This is a genomic window from Dictyoglomus sp. LHC4 (genome assembly GCF_055181355.1).
Genome location: NZ_CM143707.1, coordinates 639018 through 655091, shown reverse-complemented (window position 1 = coordinate 655091; position 16074 = coordinate 639018). Strand labels below are relative to the sequence as shown.

The following is a 16074-nucleotide window of genomic DNA, read 5'->3' as shown; positions in this document are numbered from 1 at the left end:
CTCTCAACCTCTCATTATATTGAAAAATAATATATATTATCCATATTATTTATGATACTTTTATAAACTTTATGAGGTACTAAAAGAAATATTAAATCTGACAATCTTAAAACTTCAGTAATAGAATAATTTTTAATATTATCATTTATTAATTCTTTTTGAACATTTGGCTCATTTGCTATAACTTTATAACCCTTATTTATTAACATTTCTACTATCTCTAAGGCAGGGCTTTCTCTTAAATCATCTATATCCGGTTTGTATGATAACCCTAAACATCCTATTATTGGCTCTCTATTATTTATCCTCTTAAATTCTTCTATCTTTTCCTCTATTTTTTTTACAACCCACAAAGGCTTAAAATTATTTACTTCTCTTGCTGTTCTTATTAGTTTAGCTTCTTCAGGAAACTGAGAAACAATAAACCATGGATCTACTGCTATACAATGTCCACCAACCCCTACACCAGGTTTTAATATATTTACTCTTGGATGCTTGTTAGCAAGTTCAATTAATTCCCAAACATCTATTCCAAGTTTATCGCAAATTATTGATAATTCATTAGCAAATGCTATATTTAAGTCTCTATATGCATTTTCAACCAATTTACACATCTCTGCTGTCTTTGAATTAGTTTTATGTAAGTTTCCTTTTACAAAAAGAGAATAAAATTCCGTAGCTTTCTTTGAGGAATTATCATCAATACCCCCTATGATTCTATCATTGTGTTCTAATTCATATAAAATCTTTCCAGGAAGTACTCTTTCTGGACAGTAAGCTATATATAGCTTATCTTTTAATTCAGGTCTCTCATTAAATATCATCCTTGCCATTTTTTCCGTAGTTCCAACAGGACTTGTAGATTCTATAATAACGAGATTATTTTCTCTTAAATATGGTATTATCATTTTAATTGCTGATTCTACATATGATATATCTGGTTCATGATTTTCTTTAAAGGGTGTCGGAACAGCTATAATATAAACATCAGCTTCTTTTGGTTTCGTATCAGCAACTAAATATCCCTTCTCTATCACATACTTTACAAGACCCTCTAAATCAGGTTCAATTATATGTATTTTGCCTTTATTCACAGTTTCTACTATTAGAGGATTTATATCCACACCATGCACATAGATTTTTTTACTTGCAATAAATGCAGCAGTGGGAAGACCAATATAGCCAAGACCCATAATAACAACTTTAGGATTAAACATATATATGTACCTCCACTATAAGTTATTCTATCAATTCAATAATTTTTTGTTTAAAAATCTCTTTGACATTTTCCCAATAATATTTATCCTTGATTTTTTTATCTATTTCTTTAATATTCTTGACAATCTCAGGATTACTTTTTAGATTAATAATTAATTCTCTTAATTCACGAGAATCTGTATCAGAAACTGAAAAACCTACTCCTAATTTTTCTACGTATTCTGCGAGTTTTGTGCCTTTTGCTACAATTATTGGAATCTCGCACACAATAGCCTCATAAAGCTTATTAGGAAGTGCTATTTTTACATTTTCTGAGCTTGTATCATATACAGCATATATTATATCAATCTGAGAGTATAGTCTCAATATATCCTCTTTATAGTTGTATGGTCCCACAAAATATACATTTTTATAATTTTTTATAATTTCCTTTAACTTGTCAGTTTCTGTGCAACCACCCGCTACAATTACCCTAACATCATCTAAATCTTTACACACCTCAAAAAGCATTTCAAGTTGCTTAACATATCTAATATAACCAATAAACCCAACAGTAAAATAATTATGAGGTTCAGAATTAAAACTACCAAATAAAGACTTTTCAGGAACATTTTCAATGACAAGTACTTTGTCAGAATAAGGATATACTTTAGAATAATAACATTCCCAAAAATATGGAGAAGTAATCACCATCAAATCTATTTTAGATATAAAAAAGTTAATAAAATTTTCCAAAATACTCATTATAATATTTTTATTCTTAAATAACATATGAGGAAGATCGGCAATCTCAAGGATTATTTTAATTTTATTAATAGATAAAATCTTATACAAAAAAGCAGAAAAAAGCATATCAAACCCGCTGATATAAATAATATTTGGGTGACACTTTAAAAGTTTATAAATAATCTTAAAGAAGAATACTATATTATATAAAATTCTGATGTATAGATTCGTAGTATGAGGTAACTTCAAAGGATAACTCTTTAAAGAACTTTGGAAAAATAAAAAATCTCTAAATCTACCCCAATATATGATTTCAATATCTTTAAAAATATCCTGTAAAGCGTTTACTCTCTTAACAATCCGTGGATTAGGTGTATGGCTAAGCAAAAAAACTATCTTTTTATCCCTAAAATCCATAACTATCCTTTATTTTATTTATCCAACTTTTATTAAATTGATATCTAATTTCAGATCTTAACTTGTTTAATATCATGCCTATTACTCCAATAATATCAACATCTATAGATGGTATATCCTTTATTTCTACCAATTCCTCTAAAGTAGGATTAAGCATATCAAATGTAACTACTTCTAAATTTAACTCTTTAATAAAAGATAATATTTTATGTAATTTTTCAATATTTTTCTTATTTGGTATAATCTCTTTTGAATAATTAATCATGAGAGAAAAACTATGCATAAAAAAAGTTACATATTTATATTTTAACTCTTTTAATAATTCTAAACTTTTCTTAATAAATTTCTCTTCTTGCTCTATATCCAGTTTTAATAATACATTTTTAAAAAACATTGAATTAACCTTTATAGTTGTTACAGGAATCTCAATAATGCCATCTATTTTACATATATCATTATACAAAACCCCTTTAGTATTAATCATACAATTTTTTGACTTATAAAATAATGAAGCATCAAAATCTATATTATTAAAACTCAAAGCAGCTAATGTATTATTATCAGCTTTATAACTACCAGCCCTATGAGCAATAACTTTTTTAGAAATAGAATCCTCAATATACTCTTTTCCAAATTTTATAATTTCTATCTGTTCTTTTAATGTTCTACCAGCTAAACCTCCTTTCCCCCATACTAAAGCTGTACCAGGATGAGTATGAAGTTGTATATCTTGTCCCATATCACTTAAAAAATATAAAACCTCTCTCATCTTTTTATCACCATGTACCTCTTTTTCATATACATCAACAAAAAATGTTGCCTTCATATTAAAACTTTTCAATATTTCCACAATTTTGGGTATACCATAATAATTATTTGAAATTTTACCCCAAATACGACTCATTTTCTTGGGATTATATGGATCCTCAACATCAACAGTTATAATAATTTTCATATTATATTACCTCAACACAAGTTTATTACTGTCCATATCAAGTCAAATAACCCCATACCAAAATATATAAATATTAAACCCCAAAAATCTGATTTTGTAAACTTATGTTTTAAATTTTTAATAACTAAATAATAAACTGTAAAATAAAGAAATAATTTCTCTCTTATATCAGTTGAACCTAATAATTTTATACTATAAGTTAATAAGAAGAATAAAAATATAGCCTTTATAGAAAAATCTTGTATATTCATTTCTTTAAGTAAGTTAAGAAAAAATAAAGGTAAAATTATGTACCACCATAATATATATTGACTTAGTTTAAGAATATATGTTTCAATTCCCTCATAATAATTTTTTTCGTTATCTCCTATTCTAATTATCTCTATCATATATCTTACAGGACTTGGGAATAAAAGCATCCGTGGAACACCCAATATTATTGCTCTTATCATATTTTGCAAAAAATCTCTTTCATTCCGAATAATTTCTATACCAATGTTAGTTTGACTATATGACTTAAATTCCTCAGAAAAATATTGATATCCTAAATATTCCCAATATTTTGTAAATTTTCCAAAAGTAAATATAAGAAATATTGATAAAACAAGAATGACTAACTTTTTAGGTTTTTCTAAACTAACAAAAAAACTAAAAACAAATGGCATAAAAGATAAGGGCTTGATATAATGCATACAATAAGCAAGAAATAAAAATGAAAATATATTTCCAGTAGAAAGCTTTCTTTTATCTAATAACAACGCTTCTGAAAAAAGATAGAGTAATAAACTTTCTTTAAGATTTCTTATTGATGTATAAATGAAACCACCAGATATTAAAATCAAGATTAATAAAAAAATAGCCTTTTTCTCATTAAATCTATTTCTTAATGCAAAAGTATATATATGAATAGAAAAAAGAAACATAAAAATAATATTCGAAATCTTTATCATTAATACAATTATAAAGTCAGAAAAAAATGGAGATGTTATTATAAATAAATAGTTCCAAAAAACATATAAAGGACCATTAAGTTTAAAAATTTCTTCTATTGATAAAGCTCCCCTAATAAAATTTTTTGCTGTTTCATAATACAGTTTAGCATCACTTCCATATAATCCATCCTTGATTCCAGCTTTAGCAATATTAATTTGAAAAATCATAAGAATTATTATATAAATAAAAAAGAAAAACAAAATAATATTTCTCACAAAAATACTTAATTTAGATAACTTATACAACATATAAGAAAGCAAAAAAAATAGAATAATCATATTTTATCCTCTCTTAATAATAACCATAAAAGCAAAGAAAAAATATATTTTTCTATTTTCTTCAAATAATTCATTATAAGAAACTTAAATTTATATGTTCTTAAATAAATTATTGAACAAACCACTATAAGCATCTAAAAGTTTTTTACTCTCATTATCCCAACAGAAAATTTTACCAAGTTGTATACAATTTGACTTAAGTTTCATAATATCCATTTTACTCATTTTTATAATTGCCATTGCTATATTATAAGGATTTACATCCTCTACTACAACTCCTATAGAATAGCTACTAACAAATTTTTTTAAGATAGGATTATCAGAAACAATGACTGGTAATCCCATCATTATCGATTCAAAAAGTTTATTAGGAGAACATAAAAAATTATTTAAAGTCTTTTTTCCGTAAAAAATTAAACTTATATCCTCTGTTTTAATTCGATCTAATAAACTTTCATAAGGCAAAGGTTTTTCTATATTAACAATATTTTCTAAACCATTATTATATATTAACATTTCCAATTTATCTCTATATTCTTTGCTAGAAGGGCCAAGAAGAGTAATTTTATATTTTAAGGGATCCAAATATTTTCCTGAAAGAATAATCTCTTCTAAATATCTATTTGGTTGCAAAGCCCCAAAATAAACTATCAAAAATTTATTTTTAACTAAATTTTCTTTCAATTCTATTTCTCTATAATATGGAGCATTATATAGATATATTGATTTTTTGTTATAACATTTGTATTTATCCAATAAATACTTTAAACGGAATTCATCAGTTGTAATCAATAAATCAACTTTATTACATAGTATTCTTTTTTCAAGATAACTAACTACTTTTCGTAAAAGTTTTGGAATATAGTCAAGTTCAGAGAATAATTCATGAGAATCATATATTATTTTTATTTTTCTTCCTAAAAACATACTAATAATAAGGGTTGGAAAGTCATGACAATGAACTATATCAGGACTAATTTTATAAACATAGTAAAGACTTTTTATTAAATAGATGATATATTTTGCAAATGAAATTAAGTAATTACTTATATACTTCCCTTTAAAAGGTGGTTTTATGAGAAATATTTTAATTTTTGAATCATAATTAGACATAACAATCTCTTTTTGCCAGTTTGTAATAAGGTAAACTTCATATTTATCTTTTAAGAGAGTATCGATTTCTTTCTTTACTCTTGCATCATAAACATAATTTCCAATCAAAAGAAAAACTACTTTCTTTTTATCATCTTTCTTATCTGTAGTATAACTTTCATATCTTTCATTCATTATTTAACCTCCCCGTTAAATTTAAATTAATAAATATCCGAAAACTGTTTCCTCTTGATATCCTTGGTATCTCATATATTGAATTTATTCAAAATTATCCATTTATTTACAGTCAATGCACATTTATAGTATTTTTTTACCATATTCTTTTAACCATATTATTGAATGAACCAAAAGGATAACAGAAAGCATTTACTTTTACATTAAATGTACTTTCTAAAATCTCTTTAGATATTAATATCTCTTTCTCTAAAAGGGCCGAATCTAAAGAGATTGATGATAGACCTACATGTCTCAATCCATGTGATCCAAGTTCCAAACCTTCTTCTAACCACATTTTAACATCCCTTTCATTCATAAGTTTTATTTTGTGTCCTTTATATTTTCTTATTTCTTCAAAAAATATTATTTACTTAGGTACCTTTTGCCATGAAAATCCATAACTCTTTTCTATTAATTTGTGAGAAAGGAAAAGAGTAGCGTTCAAACTATATTCTTTTAAAACAGGAAGACAATAATTGATTATATCTTTCTCTCCATCGTCAATAGTTATAACAAATCCTTTACCTGAGATTCTAAAATTGTTCTCAATTAGATTATTTAAAGAATAATTACCAACACTCTTTTTAACTAAATACAGTAACCCTTCTTCAAAATCTTTAGGAGTTATAGTATTATTTCTTAAGTAAGGAGCAACATTATGATACATTATATTTTCTTTATAATGAGAAACCTTATTTTCAATATAATAAAATTTATAATAAGTTTTTAACAAATTTTTAACTATTTTCTTCATCTTATTCTCCTTTTAAAAATCTCAAAGAAAAACTTCTTAATTTTCTTTTTTACAATTTCAGTAGAATAATTTTCACTTACAAATCTCACACCATCATAGTAAGGCTCTACCTTTGTCTTTATCTCATTAAAAGCCTTTTGAGCTTTTTGAACAGTGAGCGCCTTATATATAAGGATGTTCCTAAATATATACCAAATACCTTCCTCTCTATAAATGCCCTCGGATTTATTACATTGGTAAATACACAGGATGGGCCACAAAATACTTCCATCATTATTTACCTACTATATATTCTTCCTCAAGAGCTAACAATTTAGCAGCATAAAGGAGAGAAGCCTTTATATCATCTTTTGTAATAAAAGGATATTCTTTGAGTATATCCTCTTCAGTATAACCATAGGCTAATTTTTCTAATATAATTCCAACAGTAAGCCTTGTACCTTTTATCACAGGTTTTCCCAGCATTATTTGAGAATTCATTTCAATCCACTCCAAAAGCTTCTCTACCATTATTATTTCTTTCCTTTCAAATACATAAATTTAAATTTAAATTATCATCAGATATAGTCAAAATTTTCAAAAATAAATACTTTTACAAAAAATATAAAAATTAGGCATTACCCTTAATAATAAAATCCCTTTCTAACAGCCTTTAATCCTTTGTTTCGTAATACATAATCTCTGATACTCTACTTTCTTTCAGGGCTTTTTTTGTTAAATTAATATCTTTTTTATATGTGGGAATCAATCCCATAATTGCTCTCTCAATTTCTTCCTTTTCTCTCTTCTTTGCAGATTCCAGTAGTTCTTGTAGTTTCCTATTAAAAGTATTCCTATCAATACCCATATTTGAAACTATCCTGTATATTTTAGGATGAGAAGTTTTTTCAACTTTCTCCTCCTTTTCCCAAAGCTCTTCTTTTAATTTTTCACCAGGCCTAAGCCCTACTATTTTTATACCTATATCTTCTATTGAGTGTCCTGATAGTTCAATGAAGTTTTTTGCAAGATCTAAAATCTTTACCGGTTTACCCATATCCAGTACAAAAATATCTCCAGAATTTCCTATACTTCCCGCCTGAAGCACAAGTCCCACAGCCTCTGGAATAGTCATAAAATATCTTTCCATCTCAGGATCTGTAATAGTAATAGGACCACCACTTTCAAGTTGTTTCTTAAAAACCTCCAGTACACTCCCTCTACTTCCTAAAACATTTCCAAATCTTACCGCAATAAAACTGGTCTTTGAATGACTATTGTAAAATTTAACTAACATCTCTCCTATTCTTTTTGTAGCTCCCATAATGTTAGCAGGATATACCGCCTTATCAGTAGATATAAAGATGAATTTCTCTGCTCCCACATATATACTTGCATCCATGACATTTATGGTACCAAATACATTATTGAATACCGCTTCATCAGGATTTTCCTCCATAAGAGGCACATGTTTATGAGCAGCTGAATGAAATATTATCTGAGGCCTCTCCTTTTCAAATATATAAAAAATTCTATCTCCATCTTTTATGTCCGCTATATATGACTTTATAGGGATATCAGGATAAAGTTGTCTTAATTCTAATTCAATATTAAATATGCTATTTTCTCCTCTCCCAAGAATAATAAGTCTTTCTGGTTTATACCTTGCTACTTGTCTACATATCTCAGAGCCTATAGAGCCACCTGCACCAGTTACAAGAACCTTCTTATTTTTTATATATTCCATTATTTTTTCCGAATTTAAGTTTATTACATCCCTTTCAAGTAGATCCTCAATTTTCACATTTCTTATCTTGTTAATACTTACTCTTCCATCAATAAGCTCCCAAATACCAGGAAGTGTCTTTACAGTAATTTTCAATTTAGAAGCCACACCAACCACATCCCTTATTAAAGATGTGGGAGCAGAGGGTATAGCAATAAGTATTTCGTCCACAGAATTATTCTTTGCAATCTGATACAGAGATGATATAGGTCCTAAAACCTTTACTCCATGAATTATTTTTCCAATTTTATTCTTATCATCATCAAGAAAGCCAACAACATTATAATTTAACTCCTTATGGGTTTTAATCTCTCTTAATATTTTTTCTCCAGCATCTCCAGCTCCAATTATAACTACTCTTTTGAAGTGATTATCTACACTTCTTCGGTGTTTTGTAGTTTCATAAAACCATCTTATAAAAGCCCTTAATGAAAAAAGCATTATAAGAGACAAAAAATAGGAGATTACAAATATAGAACGAGGATAACCCTCCAATGGAAATATTATACCTGAAAGATAAAAAAGAAGCTTTTCAAAAGTAAGTGCAAGAGTTAAATCCTTTAATGCATCTAAACTAAAATATTCCCATAGGGTTCTATATATTTTAAATGCTAAGAAATAAAATATAAAAAATATTACAATTTCTCTTAGAAGAGAGTAAACTATGATTGGAATATAATTTTGAGGGATTGAAAATTCAAATCTTAGAAAAAAAGCAAGAAATATAGAGAATATAAAAAAGATCCAATCTGATAATATTCGCACCCACGTTTTTCTTATTATTCTAACCAATTCAACCCCCAACATATCTTATTTTTCTATAATCTATATTTCTTTGTTTATTATATCATGGAAAGTGTAATTATAAAGTGACGCTCGTCACTTCTGACAATCTCTGTATATCTATTTTTAACCTACCCATATTGCAAAAAATTTTCATTTGTGATAATATAAAATTAAAAATAATAATTATTTTAAAAAGGAGGTTCAATTATGGAGAATCTTGAAAGAAAAGGGCTTCCACTTCTTGGTGAACCTTTTCCAGAAATGAAAGTTCTAACTACCCATGGAGAGAAAGTACTTCCTAACGACTATAAAGGTAAATGGTTTGTGCTTTTTAGTCATCCTGCCGATTTTACTCCAGTATGTACTACTGAATTTGTGGCTTTTCAAAAGCGATATGAAAAATTTAGAGCTCTCAATACAGAATTAATAGGTTTAAGTATTGACCAAGTTTTCAGTCACATAAAATGGGTTGAATGGATAAAAGAAAAGTTAGGTGTTGATATTGAATTCCCAATTATAGCAGATGATACAGGAAAGATAGCAGAAAAACTTGGTTTAATCCATCCAGGAAAAGGAACAAACACTGTAAGAGCTGTATTTGTCGTTGATGATAAGGGAATAATTAGGTTAATACTTTACTATCCACAAGAAGTAGGAAGAAACATGGAAGAGATTTTAAGAGTGGTAGAAGCATTACAGGTGTCTGACAAATATGGGGTAGCCATGCCCGCTCACTGGCCAGATAGTGAAGTTGTTGGTAAAGACCATGTAATAATTCCTCCTGCAAAGGATGTAAAAGCAGCCAAGGAAAGACTTGAATCTGCTAAAAAAGGAGAAATTGAATGCTTTGATTGGTGGCTCTGCCACAAGAAATTAACAAGATAATAAAAAACTAATATTAGAAATTAAATAAGGTATCCCCTAAACAGGGGATACCTTATTTTTTGATTCTTTTATATATTTTATTGCAATTAAAGTGGAAAGCAAAGAAACAAAGGTTAGAAAACGATACATACCTTTCAAGCCAGAAATATCAGCTACAAATCCTGAGATAACAGGTCCAATTGTTGAAGATAAGGACATTCCCATACTTAATAAACCTTGAGCAGTAGCCCTTTCTTCTGGATTAACTAAATCATTCATATAAACAACAGGTATAGTACCTATAACAGCAAAGGTTAAAGAGTGTAATAATTGAATTAAGATTATATGCCACGGATTCTTAGTTAATGTATAAACAAAGATCCTTATAGGAAGAAAAATAGAGGTAAATACTAATAAAGGTTTTCTTCCTACCTTATCAGATAAACGTCCCCAGATAAGCATAAAAGGAATTTCAGAAAAGGAGCTTGCTGAATAAGCAAAACTTATATGTTTACTTTCACCCCCTAAGGATCGAATCAAAAGATTCACATTAGAAGATGCTCCAAGAAGAGCTATGTAGTAAATAATGTAAAATAAAAGAAAATTTCTAATATCAGATCTTAAAACTAATCTCTTTATATTCCTAAAGTCAACCTTAGACACGCTAATCTTAGAAGAAGGCTCTTTCACAATAAGACTTATCATTAAGCCTAACATGTATATTAAACTAATCATAACAAACATAATCTTAGGCTCTACCAGTTTAGGATAAAAACCTGTAATAAGCATAAGTAATAGAAAACCTATACTTCCCCATATTCTTATAGAGGCATAATGGGTACCAGTATTTTCGGATACAGCATAGTCCATAACAAGTACATTAGCCATAGTACTTATAGTACTTATAAAAACCCCTAAAAGAAAATAAACAAATATAAAAGTCCAGAAACTATTCAATTTAGGAAAAACAAGAGAGTAAAGAATAATAAGCATAATAAAGCTTAAAATAATAAATGGCTTTCTTCTCCCTATCTTATCTGATAAATAACCTATATATACCTGAAAAATAGTTCCAGAAAGCGATGAGATAGCAGATGAAAGCCCTATCATTCCAATAGAAAAACCTTTTATTTCTCTTAAAAAAACAGGTACAAAGGAGAAGATAAATACCCAAGCAGAAAAGTATATAAAAAAGAATACTTTTAATAAAAAAATCTCTTTTTTCATAAGTTTTATTTTACATCTATGATAAACTATAAACAAGATCATTAAATTTACAAATATACCTTTTAGGAGGTGTTTATCATGAGAGATCGCTTAGAAAGGATAATAAAATATATAAATGATGCTTTTCAAAAAGACAAAGGATTATGGTCTCACTCTGTAATGGATGTTCTTGAAAACGTTACTTCAAAAGAGGCAGTTTTTAAAAAGGAAAATACCCATAGTATTTGGGAGATAACAAATCATTTAATTTTTGGGAAAGAATATCTTTTAAGTATCCTTGAAGAAAAAGATCTTCCTTCCGAAGATGATTTCAAAACTCCCACCGATACCTCCAAAGAAGCTTGGAAAAATACCGTCAAAAGACTTGAAGACACCCATAATAAGCTTATAGAAATATTAAAAACCAAGAATGATGATGACCTTGATAAAAATATCGGAGAATACGGTACATTAGAAGACAATCTATATGGTATAATAAGTCATGATTGTTACCATGCTGGGCAGATAGTTTTTATTCTACAACTTATGGGAATTGAGTTATAGATGTTAACAAATTTTTAAAATAATTAATATAACTTTAACTCTTTTTTGTTGACACCATATTAAATATTTGATACCTTATTTAACGAAAGTTGATGTTTTTAAAAAAGTTTGGGAATAAAAAGTAAGGTTAGTAAGTCTAAAAAAGTAAGATTAAGTTAGGAAAGACACCTCCCCCTCTCACCCCCTCCCCCTGAGTCCCCCCTCTCAGGGGGTTTATTCTTTTTTATGAGACAATTTCACTATTTTTTTCCTCCCAATAATTAAATTGGGACATAAACATATGATAATAAATTCCTTTATTTTTCATAAGTTCCTCATGATTACCCATCTCTAAAATCCTTCCGTTTTCGATAACTATAATTTTGTCAACACTCTGCACAGTAGATAGTCTATGAGCAATAATAATAGAAGTTCTTCCCTTAAGAAGAATCTCAATTCCCATTTGAAGTAATCTCTCAGTATAGGTATCTATACTTGCTGTTGCCTCATCAAGTATTATAATTTTGGGATTTGCAATAAGAGTTCTTGCTAAAGAAATTATTTGTCTTTGTCCTGAAGAAAGCCTCATGCCTCGCTCATTAATGTTTGTATCATAACCCTTCTCCATATTAGAGATAAAATCATGGGCATAAACCTTCTTTGCTGTCTCAACTACTTCATCATAAGTAGCATCAAGACTTCCATATTTTATATTATCAAGAATAGTACCTGAGAATAAAAATGTATCCTGAAACATTACTGCAATCTGTTTTCTTAAGCTTTCTAATTTAATCTTTTTAATATTTATTCCATCAACAAGAATCTCTCCTTCTTGTGGATCATAAAATCTACATAACAGATTAACAATAGTGCTTTTACCTGCCCCTGTATGTCCTACAAGGGCCACTTTCTCTCCAGGTTTTATTTTAAAACTTACATTATCTAACACTTTTCTCTTTCCATCATAAGAAAAGGAAACATTTCTAAATTCTATTTCTCCCTTTATATCAATATCTATTGCATCTTCTTCCTCTTTTATATTTGGCTCTATATCCATTATTTCAAATATTCTCTCCGCACTTGCCATGCCTATAACAAAATTGTTATATAAATTAGAAAGGTTCATTATAGGTCTCCAAAACATGCCTACATAGCTTGTAAATGCAATAAGAAGGCCTACAGAAATATCACCTGCATTAATCATTTTTACTCCAAAATAGAAGGTTATAACAGTACCTATTCCCCAAGAAAACTCCACCATAGGCCAGAATAAATCATTTATTCTCACAGCTCTAACAAAAGCCTGCCTCACATCCCACGCAAGCTCTGAGAATATATTTTCTCTATATTTTTCTGCTGTAAAATATTTAACAACTCTTATTCCAGAAAAGTTTTCATAAGTAAAAGCATTAAGGGTAGATCCCTTTTTCCTTACTATTTGCCATCTTTTTCTACTTATGGTTTGTATTGAAAAAAGAACTATAAACAAAAGAGGCAGCATAGACATAGCGTATAAAGCAAGTTTTGAATTAAGATAAAACATTATTAACAAAGTAGCAATTATAGTAACAGAATCAGGTATAAGATTTGTAATGCTCATATTAAAAAGATTTGCTAAAGAGTTTACGTCACTTATTATTCTTGCTAAAATTTTTCCCACTGGTCTTTCATCAAAAAAGGTAAAAGAAAGTTGTTGAATATGATTATATAAATCTTGCCTAATATTTAATAATATTCCATGGGTAATCTTTGACATTCTTTGAGTTCTTTTCTTAGCAGATATCATAGACAAGAGATTTAAGATAATCATTAAAATCCCAGCAAAAATCAATCTATTTCTATCCTTATTCTTTATGAATCTATCAATAGCAAATTTCATAAAATATGGGTTTAGAAGGTCCACTGCCATAACTACAAAAATAAAAAATAACACTATAAAGACCTCTCTCTTATATGGCTTTAAATATTTAAAAAGCCTTTTAAGTATATCTATATTCACCTTTTCTTCTAACTTTTCATCTTCTTTTAATGCATAAGGCATTTAAACTAATCCCCCTTAATAAAGGCAAATTTTCCGTACTGCTCTTGATAAATCTCATAATACCTACCCTTTTTTCTTAAAAGTTCCTCATGTTTTCCTCTTTCTATAATCTCTCCCTTATCAAGTACTATTATTTCATCAGCAATTTTTACTGCAGAAATCCTATGAGCAATAATAATTTTTGTTACTCCCTTATATTTCTCCAAAGATTTTTGAATATAAAGCTCTGTCTCCAAGTCAAGAGCAGAAGTAGGATCATCAAGAATCAAAATCTTAGCAGATCTCACTAAAGCTCGAGCTATGGTAAGTCTCTGCTTTTGTCCTCCAGAAAGACCAAGCCCTCTTTCTCCTATAATAGTATCAAGCTTTTCTGGTAGCCTCATTACAAAGTAATAGGATCTTGTATCCTTTAAAGCTTGTATTATTCTTTCATCATCTATATCCTTCCCAAGTTCTATATTCTCCCTTACGGTATCAGAGAAAAGAAATATATCTTGAGGAACATATAAAAGATGTTCTCTCAAAAATTTTAAATCAATTTTTCTTATATCAACACCATCTATTAATATCTCACCTTCCCAAGGCTCATAAAATCTTCCTAATAAGTTTACTAAAGTGGTCTTTCCAGAACCTGTAACCCCAATAATGCCAAGAGTTTCCCCAGGTTTTAGATGGAAACTAATCCTTTTTAACACATACTCATCTTTATATTTAAAAGATACATTCTTAAACTCTATTTCTCCCTTTATATCCCTAATATCCACTTTCTCAGTTATATAAGGTCTTTCCGATCTCTCTTTAAATAACTTATCTATCTTCTTTAAGGAAGCCAAACACTGAGCTAACATATTAACAATCCATCCACCTAATCTCACAGGCCATACAATCATAGAAACATACCATGAAAAAGAAACTAACGTACCAATAGACATCTTTTCTGCAATTACTAAAAGTCCGCCAATAGTGATAGATAAAGCTATTGAAAAATTAGTTAAAAATTCCATCCAAGGAAAATACTTTGCAAAAATTTTTGCCTGTTTTACATTTAACTCATAATTTTTCATATTCTCTTTAAAAAACTTCTCTATCTCATATTTCTCTCTACCAAAGGATTTTACAACTCTTATTCCAGCTATATCTTCTTGAGCAGTAGTATTCATTCTAACCCCTTGATCTGATATCTCTCCATATACCTCATCATTTTCTTTTTCAAGTCTATAAGCTGTATAGCCAATAAATGGAATTACAAGAAGTACTATTAGAGTTAATCTGGGTTCAATAGAGAAAAGAATTATGCTGGCAATAATAAAATAAAAAAGCTGTTCTATAAAAAAGACCAACCCAAAACCAAAAGTAAACCAAATATTTTCAATATCTTCTCTAATTCGGGACATAAGCTCACCAGTATTTATACCATCAAAAAAAGAAAAAGGCAAAGTTTGAAGATGTTCGAAAAGATCCTTCCTCAACTCATAAGCAAGTCTTGATCCCCCTAAATCCATAAAATATTCTTTAAAGTATCCAAGAAATACTCTGGAAATTGTTATCAAAGTTAGGAATAGAAGTAATCGAGATAAAGGAGTTATATCTTTTCCTATAATTACTTTATCAACAAGTACTCCGACAATTTTAGGATTAAACATATCAAGGGATAAGGCCAAAATAGCACAAAAAATAGCTGATAAAAAAAAGTGTAAGTTATTCTTTATATATTTCTTTAATCTCCTCATATTAATTGCACCTTTATAAAATTTTATTTTTTTCTATTACTTAGTAAGACAAGTTTATATTATATATTCCCTCATACAAAAATAAAACCCTCTTTATCGTATAAACAGTGAGAGAGATTTTTATATAAAATCTATGTCTGTATTATCATCATCTGGATCAAGCTCAGTAAAAAAAGAAATCAGAATTTTTATCAATCAAAGATTCAAAAGCATTCTTTGATTTGGCAAGTTATTAAAGAAGCTCATAAGCTGATCACCAATTTTTCATCCCAATTGTAATAGAATATTTTAGCATTAGATAGTATATCTTTTATTTTTGAATTTTAGTACTATATCCAATGGTAGTCCCATGGACAAAATACTGATTCTCTTTAACATGGCCTATACTATTTATGTTCTTTTTTATTAGATACCCCATTAGATACTTTTGAAATATCTCTCATACTTTATTGTCTTTAGTCAATGTCAT

The 16074-nt window shown here is 28.3% G+C and carries 12 protein-coding genes and 2 pseudogenes; 2 read left to right on the top strand and 12 right to left on the bottom strand.

All coding sequences use genetic code 11. From position 1 onward, the window contains the following. Nucleotides 1-14: 14 nt before the first annotated feature. From wecC to ACY3JO_RS03160, 9 genes and pseudogenes are all read right to left on the bottom strand, one after another. Nucleotides 15-1217, bottom strand: coding sequence for a UDP-N-acetyl-D-mannosamine dehydrogenase (gene wecC / locus ACY3JO_RS03200; RefSeq protein WP_463085380.1), 1203 nt, complete (start codon nt 1215-1217; stop codon nt 15-17). A gap of 22 nt (nt 1218-1239) precedes the next feature. Beyond that, nucleotides 1240-2361: a glycosyltransferase gene (locus ACY3JO_RS03195; RefSeq protein WP_463085379.1), complete on the bottom strand. Its 1122-nt coding sequence runs from the start codon at nt 2359-2361 to the stop codon at nt 1240-1242. Next, nucleotides 2351-3316, bottom strand: a complete 966-nt coding sequence (locus tag ACY3JO_RS03190) for a polysaccharide deacetylase family protein (RefSeq protein WP_463085378.1) — start codon at nt 3314-3316, stop codon at nt 2351-2353. Before ACY3JO_RS03190 ends, ACY3JO_RS03195 begins: the two co-directional genes overlap by 11 nt. Before the next feature lie 11 nt (nt 3317-3327). Next, a complete protein-coding gene (locus tag ACY3JO_RS03185; RefSeq protein ID WP_463085377.1) occupies nt 3328-4587 on the bottom strand; it encodes a hypothetical protein in 1260 nt (419 codons plus the stop codon). Between the two features lie 90 nt (nt 4588-4677). Continuing rightward, the gene (locus ACY3JO_RS03180; RefSeq protein WP_463085376.1) at nt 4678-5874 is read right to left on the bottom strand and encodes a glycosyltransferase; all 1197 of its coding nucleotides are present in this window, start codon (nt 5872-5874) and stop codon (nt 4678-4680) included. Between the two features lie 136 nt (nt 5875-6010). After that, nucleotides 6011-6583 (bottom strand): annotated as a pseudogene (locus ACY3JO_RS03175) (polysaccharide deacetylase family protein). 286 nt (nt 6584-6869) lie between these two features. Further along, nucleotides 6870-6938, bottom strand: a pseudogene (locus ACY3JO_RS03170) (N-acetyltransferase); the annotation flags it as partial. A 5-nt stretch (nt 6939-6943) separates the two neighbouring features. Next, entirely contained in the window at nt 6944-7180 is a 237-nt protein-coding gene (locus tag ACY3JO_RS03165; RefSeq protein ID WP_463085375.1) for a DUF433 domain-containing protein, read from the bottom strand. A 142-nt stretch (nt 7181-7322) separates the two neighbouring features. Continuing rightward, nucleotides 7323-9227, bottom strand: coding sequence for a polysaccharide biosynthesis protein (locus ACY3JO_RS03160; RefSeq protein ID WP_463085374.1), 1905 nt, complete (start codon nt 9225-9227; stop codon nt 7323-7325). Between the two features lie 201 nt (nt 9228-9428). On the opposite strand from ACY3JO_RS03160, the gene ACY3JO_RS03155 reads away from it, so the two are divergent. Beyond that, nucleotides 9429-10106 (top strand): peroxiredoxin, encoded by a 678-nt coding sequence (locus tag ACY3JO_RS03155; RefSeq protein WP_463085373.1) that lies wholly within the window; start codon nt 9429-9431, stop codon nt 10104-10106. Nucleotides 10107-10142: 36 nt separating this feature from the next. Here ACY3JO_RS03155 and ACY3JO_RS03150 read toward each other — a convergent pair whose 3' ends face one another. Beyond that, nucleotides 10143-11312, bottom strand: a complete 1170-nt coding sequence (locus ACY3JO_RS03150) for an MFS transporter (protein WP_463085372.1) — start codon at nt 11310-11312, stop codon at nt 10143-10145. Nucleotides 11313-11390: 78 nt separating this feature from the next. On the opposite strand from ACY3JO_RS03150, the gene ACY3JO_RS03145 reads away from it, so the two are divergent. Then, entirely contained in the window at nt 11391-11855 is a 465-nt protein-coding gene (locus ACY3JO_RS03145) for a DinB family protein (protein WP_463085371.1), read from the top strand. Nucleotides 11856-12078: 223 nt separating this feature from the next. On the opposite strand, the gene ACY3JO_RS03140 is transcribed toward ACY3JO_RS03145, so the two are convergent. Further along, the gene (locus ACY3JO_RS03140; RefSeq protein WP_463085370.1) at nt 12079-13875 is read right to left on the bottom strand and encodes an ABC transporter ATP-binding protein; all 1797 of its coding nucleotides are present in this window, start codon (nt 13873-13875) and stop codon (nt 12079-12081) included. Between the two features lie 5 nt (nt 13876-13880). Then, on the bottom strand, nt 13881-15605 hold the full coding sequence (locus ACY3JO_RS03135; RefSeq protein ID WP_463085369.1) for an ABC transporter ATP-binding protein: 1725 nt from the start codon (nt 15603-15605) through the stop codon (nt 13881-13883). Between the last annotated feature and the right edge of the window lie 469 nt (nt 15606-16074).

Coding starts and splice junctions, on each gene's coding strand:
- ACY3JO_RS03140 (WP_463085370.1), bottom strand. CDS start 13,875: ATGCCTTATGCATTAAAAGAAGATGAAAAGTTAGAAGAAAAGGTGAAT.
- ACY3JO_RS03165 (WP_463085375.1), bottom strand. CDS start 7,180: ATGGTAGAGAAGCTTTTGGAGTGGATTGAAATGAATTCTCAAATAATG.
- ACY3JO_RS03145 (WP_463085371.1), top strand. CDS start 11,391: ATGAGAGATCGCTTAGAAAGGATAATAAAATATATAAATGATGCTTTT.
- ACY3JO_RS03150 (WP_463085372.1), bottom strand. CDS start 11,312: ATGAAAAAAGAGATTTTTTTATTAAAAGTATTCTTTTTTATATACTTT.
- ACY3JO_RS03185 (WP_463085377.1), bottom strand. CDS start 4,587: ATGATTATTCTATTTTTTTTGCTTTCTTATATGTTGTATAAGTTATCT.
- ACY3JO_RS03195 (WP_463085379.1), bottom strand. CDS start 2,361: ATGGATTTTAGGGATAAAAAGATAGTTTTTTTGCTTAGCCATACACCT.
- ACY3JO_RS03135 (WP_463085369.1), bottom strand. CDS start 15,605: ATGAGGAGATTAAAGAAATATATAAAGAATAACTTACACTTTTTTTTA.
- wecC (WP_463085380.1), bottom strand. CDS start 1,217: ATGTTTAATCCTAAAGTTGTTATTATGGGTCTTGGCTATATTGGTCTT.
- ACY3JO_RS03190 (WP_463085378.1), bottom strand. CDS start 3,316: ATGAAAATTATTATAACTGTTGATGTTGAGGATCCATATAATCCCAAG.
- ACY3JO_RS03180 (WP_463085376.1), bottom strand. CDS start 5,874: ATGAATGAAAGATATGAAAGTTATACTACAGATAAGAAAGATGATAAA.
- ACY3JO_RS03155 (WP_463085373.1), top strand. CDS start 9,429: ATGGAGAATCTTGAAAGAAAAGGGCTTCCACTTCTTGGTGAACCTTTT.